Source organism: Sphingopyxis sp. H073 (genome assembly GCF_001468395.1).
Lineage (GTDB): Bacteria > Pseudomonadota > Alphaproteobacteria > Sphingomonadales > Sphingomonadaceae > Sphingopyxis.
On record NZ_LNSG01000007.1, the window covers coordinates 233,111 to 242,256 of the forward strand.

Consider the following 9,146-nt stretch of genomic DNA (forward strand, 5'->3'; position numbering starts at 1 on the left):
TGGTGGGATGTTCGCAGGATCGTCCCGCTTCTAGAAGCCCGCCGGATTTCCGACGGGCTTCTTTTTTGTGCCCGGCCAGTCGGTTGGGCCCGGCGGGAGGGCAAAAAAGAAAAGGCGGCCGGGGACGGCCGCCTTTGAGTGGTGAATGGACTGTCATCCATTCGGGTCGCAAATCGACATATAAGGGGATTCGAAAGCGAGTCCTGTGAAATATTGTTGCTGTCCTGATACGGGACGCGCACGCTTCGACGCGTTAATCGGTCGTCGCTACCTGATGCGCTGCCCGCCCTTCCACAGCATCGTCGCGCGCCCCTGAACCGGCATACCGTCGAACGGCGTGTTGCCGGCCCAGGCCGCCATCTTTTTCGCATCGACCTGCCAAGGCGTGCCCTCGTCGATCAGGATGAGGTCGGCCTCCAGTCCGGGCTCGATGCGGCCGGCTTCGAGGCCGAGCAGCTTTGCGGGGTTCGCGGCGAGCAGGTCGAAGAGGCGCGCCGCGCTGATATGGCCGTCGCGGACGAGCTGAAGGCCCATCGCCAGCAAAGTCTCGGCGCCCGCCATGCCGGGCTGCGCCTCGGCGAAGGGGAGGCGCTTGTCCTCGGGACCGCGCGGATCGTGGCCCGATGTCAGCACGTCGATCGTGCCGTCGGCGATGGCGGAGAGGCAGGCGTGGCGGTCGTCCTCGCTGCGCAGGGGTGGCGAGAGGCGGGCGAAGGTCCGGAAATCGCCGATCGCGGTATCGGAGAGGAAGAGATGGGCCGGCGTGATGCCGCAGGTGACCGGCAGGCCCTTTGCCTTGGCGCCGCGGATCAGGTCGAGCCCGCGCGCGGTGGTGACCTGGCGGAAGTGGATCGGGGCGCCGGTTTCCTCCACGAGGCAAAGGTCGCGCGCGATCGCCATCGCTTCGGCGATCGCGGGAGCCGAGGCGAGGCCGAGTCGGGTCGCCATTTCGCCGTCGGTGGCGACGGCGCCCGCCGTCAGCCCCTCGTCCTCGGCGTGGGCGATGACCGTAAGGCCGAGCGAGGCGGCATAGGCAAGGACGCGGCGCATCACGCCGGCATCGGCGATGCGGGCGCGGCCGGTGGCGACGGCGCGCGCGCCCGCCTGTTTCATCAGGCCGATCTCGGCGAGTTCCCTGCCTGCGAGGCCTTTGGTGGCGGCGGCGAGCGGGTGAACCCAGAGGTCGGGCTTGCCACCTTTGGCGGCCCGCTCGACGAGCCCGGCGCCGTCGAGCGGGCCGCTGTCGGGCATCAGCGCCGCGCGGGTGATGCCGCCGAAATGGAAGGCGGGCTTGTCGGTCGCGAAGACGCCGAGGTCGATGATGCCGGGCGCGAGCCACTGCCCGCGCGCATCGACGGTTTCGGCGCCGCCGGGCGTTTCCAAAGGGTTCAGGGCGGCAATGCGGCCGCGCTCGACGAGCAGGCGTACCGGGTCGCCGCCGAGCAGGCGCGCGTTCGCGATCAGCAGCGGGGTCAGTTCCATCCCGGTACCCCCCGCTTGCGGCGCGTCAATATGTCGAGGCACGCCATGCGCACCGCGACGCCCATTTCGACCTGCTCGGTGATCGTCGATCGGGTGGGGTGATCGGCGACGCTGCTGTCGATCTCGACCCCGCGGTTCATCGGGCCGGGGTGCATGACGATGGCTTGGGGCTTCGCCTTTTCGAGGCGCTTTGGCGTCAGGCCGTAGAGCGCGTGATATTCGCGGGCGCTGGGCAGATAGGCGCCGTCCATGCGTTCGTTCTGGAGGCGGAGCATCATCACGACGTCGGCATCCTTCAGCCCTTCGTCCATGTCGGTGAAGGTGGTGACGTGCATCCGCTCCATCGCGGGCGGGGTCAGCGTCGGCGGCGCGACGATGCGCACCTCGTTGCCGAGCAGCGTGAGCGCGAGGATGTTCGAGCGCGCGACGCGGCTGTGCAGCACATCGCCGCAGATCGCGATCGTCAGCCCTTCGACCTTGCCGAGGCGGCGGCGAATGGTGAGCGCATCGAGCAGCGCCTGCGTCGGATGCTCGTGACGGCCGTCGCCCGCGTTGAGCACGGGGCAGTCGACCTTGTCGGCGATGAGTTGCACCGCGCCCGAGCTCTGGTGACGGATCACCATCGCGTCGGCGCGCATCGCGTTCAATGTCATCGCGGTGTCGATCAGCGTCTCGCCCTTCTTCACGCTCGACTGCGCGGCGTGCATGTTGACGACGTCGGCGCCGAGGCGTTTCCCCGCGATCTCGAACGACAGCAAAGTGCGGGTCGAATTCTCGAAAAAGGCGTTGATGATCGTGAGACCCGCAAGCCGGTCGTCGTGCTTGGCGGCGCCGCTGCGGTTCATCTCGACCCACTCTTCGGCGGCGTCGAGAACGTAGGAAATTTCCCACGGGGCGAGCTGGGCGATGCCGATCAGGTGGCGATGGCGAAAGGCATCGCCGCCGGGCGGATAGTCGCTGGCGGGTCGGGTGGTTGCGCTTGTCATTAAAGCCGAGCGTTTAGGGTCGAGATGCGAAAATCGCAAGTCATGATCCTCCCCATCGCTGCGCGACAGGGAGGATCATCTGGTCAGCGCATCGATCGCGCCCTGCAGGATGAAGGCGGCGGCGGCGCTGTCGACGCGCTCCGCCCTTTTTGCCCGGCTGACGTCGGCGGCGATCATCGCGCGCTCGACCGCGGCGGTCGACCAACGTTCGTCCCAGAGGAGGATCGGGAGGCCGAGCGGCAGCAGGTTGCGCGCAAAGGCACGCGTGCTTTGCGTGCGGGGGCTGTCGGTGCCGTCCATGTTGAGCGGCAGCCCGACGACGAGGCCGACGACCGACTGCGCGGCGAAGACCGCTTTCAGCGCTTCGAGGTCGGCGGAGAATTTCTTGCGGATGATCGTCTTGTCGGGGGTCGCGAAGGACCAGCCGGCATCGCAGAGCGCGACGCCGATCGTCTTGGTGCCGACATCGAGGCCCGCGAGGCGGCCGCCGGCGGGAAGCGCGGCGGCGAAGTCAGGGGCGGCGGTGGTGATCATCATCTGCGTCTATCCCCTATTTTCGTCATGCTGAACTTGTTTCAGCATCCGTGGCCCAAGGTCACGAGGTCGGGCCATGGATCCCGGATCAAGTCCGGGATGACGAGGTCTGAGGGGTGGCCATTTTGGGTGTTGGCGTCGGTGCGGCCGGCACCGCAACCGGCGCGGCGGGCGGCGGAACGGGCGAGGGCTTGCCCTCGTAGGCCGCGAGGCGGCGCAGTACGTCGGCGCGGACGTTCGCCCAGAAAAGGGTGATGTCGAAGACGTGATAATTATTGCCCGGCAATACATAGCTCGGCGCGTAATTCTGCGCCGCTTCGGCATCGCCGATCAGCAGAAAGCCGCGGTCGTCGTCGCACTTCGCGCCGACCTTTTTCGCGATCAGCGTTCCGGCCTTGAAGCCTTCGTTGGGTTTCAGCGTGCCGATATTGGCATCGGGGCCGGCGGCGGTGTCGGGGATGCCGGTCAGCGGATTGGTGCAGAGCATCCGTGTACCCGCGCGCGGGCGGCCGTCGAAGCCGATCGTGCCGTCATAGGCGCCGATCACCATCGAGGTGTCGGCAGGTTCGGCGAAGCTCGCCCACGAAAGGATACAGCCTTTTTCTTGCGGCGTCTCGCACGCGGGCAGGCCGAGCGCCGCCATGTCGGTGTCGCGGCTGATCGGCCAACCGATCACATAAGCCGCGACGATGCGCTTCGCGAGCGGGGTGCCCGCGATCCGGTTCCTCAGCAGCGTTGTCAGGTGGAGCGCGCCCTGGCTGTGGCCAGCGAGGATGATCGGCTTGTTCTTCGGGGTCGCGGCGAGGAAGGCGTCGAACGCCTGTTCGACGTCGCGATAGGCGGCATCGATCGCCTTGCCCGCGGTGACGCGGTCGGTCGCGAGGAAGGCTCCGAGCGTCGCCTGCCGGTAACGCGGCGCCCACACCTCGCCCGCGTCGCCGAACGCGCTCGCCATGCCCTGCATAAAGAGGGTCGCGCGGTAATTGGCGTCGGCGTCGTCGAGCGGGGCGTTCCAGCTCGCCTTGCTGTAATAACTGGTCGGGTGGACGAAGAAGATCGCGGCGTCGCCCTTGGCCGGTTCGGCGTTGGCGGCGGTGGCTTCGGCGGCCTTGACCGATCCGACCAGCTTGCCGTCCTCCGCCTTGGCCGCGATCGCTTCCTTCTGGCCTTCGACCGGCGGGCGCCAATCGGCGGGATCGTCCGCGAGACCCGGACGCGCAAACCACATCGCCGGATCGTCATAGGCGTTGGGCGCGGCCGCCGCTTGTTCGACGAACTGCGTGCTCGGCACAAAGGCGACGCGGCCGAACCAGCCCGGATTGAGCTGATAGGCGACGCCGAAGCCGAAGATGACGAGAATGATCGCGGCAATAAGGTAGAGGAATTTGCGGGCCATCGGGGCTCCAGTGGGGGAGAGGATTTTCAGGCTCTCTAGCCGGTCATGACAAACCCTTCAAATGGCGCGTGATGCGATCGTCGCTGCCCCGTCACCCCTCGCAACGCCAGCGGTCGCGCTGGCGTTGCGCGCCGTCTGCGACTCCCTCACGAGTTCGTTGCAGGAAGGATCAGGATGGTTGAAGCGGACGGGGGAGGATGCTAGCGGCGCAACTTCTCCCGATAAGGCAAGATGAATGGCAATCGATCAGGCAACAGTCAGGAAAATAGCGTCGCTGGCGCGCATCGCGATCAGCGATGCCGAAGCCGCCGCGATGGAGGGCGAACTCAACGGCATTTTGGGCTGGGTCGAACAACTCGGCGAGGTCGATGTGACCGGGGTCGAGCCGATGACCGCGGTGATCCCGAACAAGCTGCGGCTGCGCGACGATGTCGTCGACGCCGACCCGCTGACCGGCGGCAACCGCCGCGACGATATTCTCGCCAATGCGCCCGCGCCGCAGCACGGCTTTTTCGGCGTTCCCAAGGTGATCGAATAATGACCGAGCTTACCAATCTGACCGTCGCGCAGATCCGCGACGGCCACCGCGCGGGCGATTTCAGCGCCGTCGAGGTCGCCGAGGCGTTCAACGCCAATGTCGCGGGCGCGAAGGCGCTGAATGCGTTTATCGTCGAGACGCCCGAGCATGCGATTGCGGCGGCGAAGGCGGCCGATGCCGACCGTTCGGCGGGGACGCTGAAGCCGCTATCGGGCGTGCCGATCGGGATGAAGGACCTGTTCTGCACCAATGGCGTGCAGACGACCGCCGCGAGCCATATGCTCGAAGGTTTCGTGCCGCGCTATGAATCGACCGTCAGCCAGAAATTGTGGGACGCGGGCGCGGGGATGCTGGGCAAGCTGAACCTCGACCAGTTTGCGATGGGGTCGTCGAACGAGACGAGCTATTTCGGCAATGTGATCTCGCCGTGGCGGCGCAAGGATGGCGGCAATGCCGCGCTCGCGCCGGGCGGATCGTCGGGCGGCAGTTCGTCGGCGATCGCGGCGCGGCTGTGCCCCGCGGCGACGGGGACCGACACCGGCGGCTCGATCCGCCAGCCCGCGGCCTTCACCGGCATTTCGGGGATCAAACCGACCTATGGCCGCTGCTCGCGCTGGGGCATCGTCGCCTTCGCAAGCTCGCTCGACCAGGCGGGGCCGATGGCGCGCGACGTGCGCGACTGCGCGATCATGCTCGAGAATATGGCGGGCTTCGATCCCAAGGACGCGACGAGCCTCGATATGGCTGTGCCCAATTGGGAAGCGGCTTTGTCGAGTGATCTCAAGGGCAAGACGGTCGGTATTCCCAGGGAATATCGCCTCGACGGCATCGATCCCGACATCGACGCGATGTGGGATGCGGGCATCGCGATGCTGAAGGATGCGGGGGCCGAGGTCGTCGAGATCAGCCTGCCGCACACCAAATATGCGCTGCCGGCCTATTACATCATCGCGCCCGCCGAGGCGTCGTCGAACCTCGCGCGCTATGACGGCGTGCGTTACGGGCTCCGCGACCTGCCGCAGGGGGCGGGGCTGCAGGACATGTACGCCGCGACGCGCGCCGACGGCTTCGGGCCCGAGGTCAAGCGCCGCATCATGATCGGCACTTATGTGCTGTCGGCGGGCTTCTATGACGCGTACTACACGCAGGCGCAGAAGGTGCGGACGCTGATCGCGCGCGATTTCGAACAGGCTTTTGCAAGCTGCGACGTGATCCTCGCCCCGACCGCGCCGTCGGCGGCGTTCGGTCTCGGCGAAAAGACGTCCGACCCGCTGGCGATGTATTTGAACGACGTGTTCGCGGTGCCCGCGAGCCTCGCCGGGCTGCCCGCAATGTCGGTCCCCGCGGCGCTGAACCGCGAGGGGCTGCCGCTGGGCTTGCAGATCATCGGCAAGGCGTTCGACGAGCAGGGCGTGCTGAATGCCGGGCTAGCGATTGAAGAGCGGGCGGGCTTTACCGCCCGCGCCGACAAGTGGTGGTAGCTGGGCCTGTGCCCCTGCGAAGGCAGGGGCCCATCTCCGGATGGTGCAAGGTTGAAGTGGCAGGTGATGGGTCCCTGCCTTCGCAGGGACACACTGAGGATTTGAACGATGTCTGATTATCGCATCAAGGGCGAAACCGGCGAGTGGGAGGTCGTGATCGGCCTTGAGGTCCATGCGCAGGTCACCTCCAACGCCAAGCTGTTTTCGGGCGCCGCAACGGCGTTCGGGGCCGAGCCGAACACGCAGGTGTCGCTGGTCGACGCCGCGATGCCCGGCATGCTGCCGGTGCCGAACCGCGAGTGCATCCGCCAGGCGGTGCGCACGGGGATGGCAATCGAGGCGCAGATCAACAAATGGTCGCGGTTCGACCGCAAGAATTATTTCTACGCCGACCTGCCGCAGGGTTACCAGATTTCGCAGCTTTATCATCCGCTTGTCGGAGAAGGTTCGTTGATGATCGAGGCGGACGAGAAGGCGGGAATTCCTGAGGCGAAGCGGATCGGGATCGAGCGTATCCATGTCGAGCAGGACGCCGGCAAGCTGATGCACGACCAGCATCCGACGATGTCGTACGTCGACCTCAACCGCTCGGGCGTCGCGCTGATGGAGATCGTCTCGCGCCCCGACATGCGCTCGCCCGCCGAAGCGGGGGCCTATGTTCGCAAGCTGCGCTCGATCCTGCGTTACGTCGGGTCGTGCGACGGCAATATGGAAGAAGGCTCGATGCGCGCCGACGTCAATGTCAGCGTGCGGCGGCCCGGCGACGAGTTCGGCACGCGCACCGAGACGAAGAATGTCAATTCGGTGCGCTTCGTGATGGCGGTGATCGAGGGCGAGGCGAAGCGCCAGGTCGCGCTGATCGAAAGTGGCGGCACGGTGGTGCAGGAAACGCGCCTCTACGATCCCGACCGCAATGAGACTCGGTCGATGCGGTCGAAGGAAGACGCGCATGATTATCGCTATTTCCCCGATCCCGACCTGTTGCCGCTCGAACTTGACGATGCGTTTCTGGCGGAATGCCGCGAGTCCTTGCCCGAACTGCCCGACGCCAAGCGCGCGCGCTATCTGAGCGCGGGGATCTCGGCGTATAATGCCGACGTGCTGACCGCCGAGGTGGAGAGCGCGTTGTGGTTCGATGCGCTGCTCGAAACCGGCGCGAAGCCGGTCGCGGCCGCGAACTGGGTGACGAGCGAGCTGTTCGGCGCGCTCAACAGGCTCGGCAAGAGTTTCGAGGATTGCCCGGTCACGCCGGCGCAGGCGGGCGAACTGCTCGGTCTGGTCGCCGACGGCACGATTTCGGGCACGATCGCCAAGCAGGTGTTCGAGAAGATGCTTGAAAGCGGCGACGGCGCCGCGGCGATCGTCGATCGCGAGGGCCTCAAGCAGACGAGCGACACCGGCGCGATCGAGGGCGAGATCGCCAAGGTGCTGGCCGCCAATGCCGACAAGGTCGAGCAGTACAAGGGCGGCAAGGAAGCGCTGTTCGGCTTCTTCGTCGGCCAGACGATGAAGGCGATGCAGGGCAAGGCGAACCCGCAGGTCGTCAACGAACTGCTGAAGAAGGCGCTGGGCTGACGAGATTGCTACGTTGCATTGCTCGGACTTGTTTATAGCGATGTTGGACTTCGCAACAGGGGGTGACGTTGGCCACTGATATCAGGCCGCGCATAGCATGCGCTTTGATGATCGTTTTTTCTGCCGTCTCTTCGGTCGATGCCGCGGAGGTGTCGGACAAGCCCGGGATTAATTCCGAGGTCGGCCGCTTTTATATCCCAAATGCCGTTCAGCAAGGCGATCGGGTCTTGGAGCCGGGTGACGAGTTGTTGAGGCAACCGATCCTGTGGGGCATTGCTGCCAGAATAGGGCAAGAGGTCAAAATCTCGACCAGCGAAGGCGATGTATCCATCCCGGCCGGGACGGTGCTTCCGGCGGTCAGCGTTTCGGATTGGCGAAACGACCCTGAAAGCGCCGTAATCGTCTATTGCACCAACGTACCCAACCTCAAGCAAAAGGGGGGCGGCCTGATGGGAACGATTGGCTACGCACTGATTCGTTCGCTGGAGGATGGCCGGAAATGTCTCGCTGACCAGAATTATGACGGTGTGGCCGAACATGGGTTTCTGTTGGACGATGGGGTTCCCGCTGACCGCTTGCCCCACGCAATAAATCCTGTGGCCTTGAATGTCGGCGAAATGGTAGAGGCGGGTTCCGGGGATTATGTATCGATTGTAGTTCGCAGAGCGTCGCGGCCGTCATTTCACATCGTCATCTACCAGAATGGCAAGCGGATGGATTTCGACAGCATAAAAACGACAAGCGGAACGGTGCCCCGGGTCCAGACCGTTAATAAGGATGCGACCTACCCACTTTCTTATGAGATATATGGCGCCCGATTTGAAATTCGGTCATTTGATCCAGCGACGGGTAAAATGACAATAGCATCGAAGCCTAGCGTTAGCGGGCCTATGCCAATCCCGAGTGAAATCCGCTATCGATATTAGGCATAGCTCGGGTTCGTATAGTGCTCTCGCCGTAAAATCCATAGCCTTTCACTTATGGCGACCGAGGCGAAGTGGGTAGCCCTTAAATCCCGTATGCGGGCACCTCGCTCGGGCCGCTAGGGTCAGGAATCATTGATCAGAGCCAGAAGATGACTGTAGCGGCGAGGGCTACGGCGGAGAAGAAGGCCTTCGGGCACCGATCGTAGCGCGTGGCGACGCGCCGCCAGT

General features: G+C 65.1%; 8 protein-coding genes and 1 pseudogene. 4 read left to right on the top strand and 5 right to left on the bottom strand.

The genetic code is table 11. The annotated features are described in order from the left end of the window. Positions 1-267: 267 nt before the first annotated feature. The 4 genes from ATE64_RS15105 to ATE64_RS15120 form a co-directional block, all read right to left on the bottom strand. Positions 268-1,482: a dihydroorotase gene (locus tag ATE64_RS15105; RefSeq protein ID WP_156416639.1), complete on the bottom strand. Its 1,215-nt coding sequence runs from the start codon at positions 1,480-1,482 to the stop codon at positions 268-270. Next, entirely contained in the window at positions 1,473-2,468 is a 996-nt protein-coding gene (locus ATE64_RS15110) for an aspartate carbamoyltransferase catalytic subunit (protein WP_058457684.1), read from the bottom strand. The genes ATE64_RS15105 and ATE64_RS15110 overlap by 10 nt, the downstream gene beginning before the upstream one ends. Positions 2,469-2,543: 75 nt before the next feature. Then, positions 2,544-3,002, bottom strand: a complete 459-nt coding sequence (ruvX, locus tag ATE64_RS15115; RefSeq protein ID WP_058457690.1) for a Holliday junction resolvase RuvX — start codon at positions 3,000-3,002, stop codon at positions 2,544-2,546. Positions 3,003-3,090: 88 nt separating this feature from the next. Beyond that, the gene (locus ATE64_RS15120; RefSeq protein WP_058457685.1) at positions 3,091-4,398 is read right to left on the bottom strand and encodes a DUF3089 domain-containing protein; all 1,308 of its coding nucleotides are present in this window, start codon (positions 4,396-4,398) and stop codon (positions 3,091-3,093) included. A 235-nt stretch (positions 4,399-4,633) separates the two neighbouring features. Between ATE64_RS15120 and gatC the strand changes: the two genes are divergently transcribed. From gatC to ATE64_RS15140, 4 genes are all read left to right on the top strand, one after another. Further along, positions 4,634-4,936, top strand: a complete 303-nt coding sequence (gatC, locus tag ATE64_RS15125; protein ID WP_058457686.1) for an Asp-tRNA(Asn)/Glu-tRNA(Gln) amidotransferase subunit GatC — start codon at positions 4,634-4,636, stop codon at positions 4,934-4,936. Beyond that, positions 4,936-6,417, top strand: a complete 1,482-nt coding sequence (gatA, locus tag ATE64_RS15130) for an Asp-tRNA(Asn)/Glu-tRNA(Gln) amidotransferase subunit GatA (protein WP_058457687.1) — start codon at positions 4,936-4,938, stop codon at positions 6,415-6,417. Before gatC ends, gatA begins: the two co-directional genes overlap by 1 nt. 108 nt (positions 6,418-6,525) lie before the next feature. Beyond that, positions 6,526-7,992: an Asp-tRNA(Asn)/Glu-tRNA(Gln) amidotransferase subunit GatB gene (gatB, locus tag ATE64_RS15135; protein ID WP_058457688.1), complete on the top strand. Its 1,467-nt coding sequence runs from the start codon at positions 6,526-6,528 to the stop codon at positions 7,990-7,992. Between the two features lie 107 nt (positions 7,993-8,099). After that, positions 8,100-8,918, top strand: coding sequence for a hypothetical protein (locus ATE64_RS15140; protein WP_058800389.1), 819 nt, complete (start codon positions 8,100-8,102; stop codon positions 8,916-8,918). Positions 8,919-9,054: 136 nt separating this feature from the next. Here the strand turns inward: ATE64_RS15140 and ATE64_RS21755 are convergent. Next, positions 9,055-9,146, bottom strand: a pseudogene (locus tag ATE64_RS21755) (IS5/IS1182 family transposase); the annotation flags it as partial.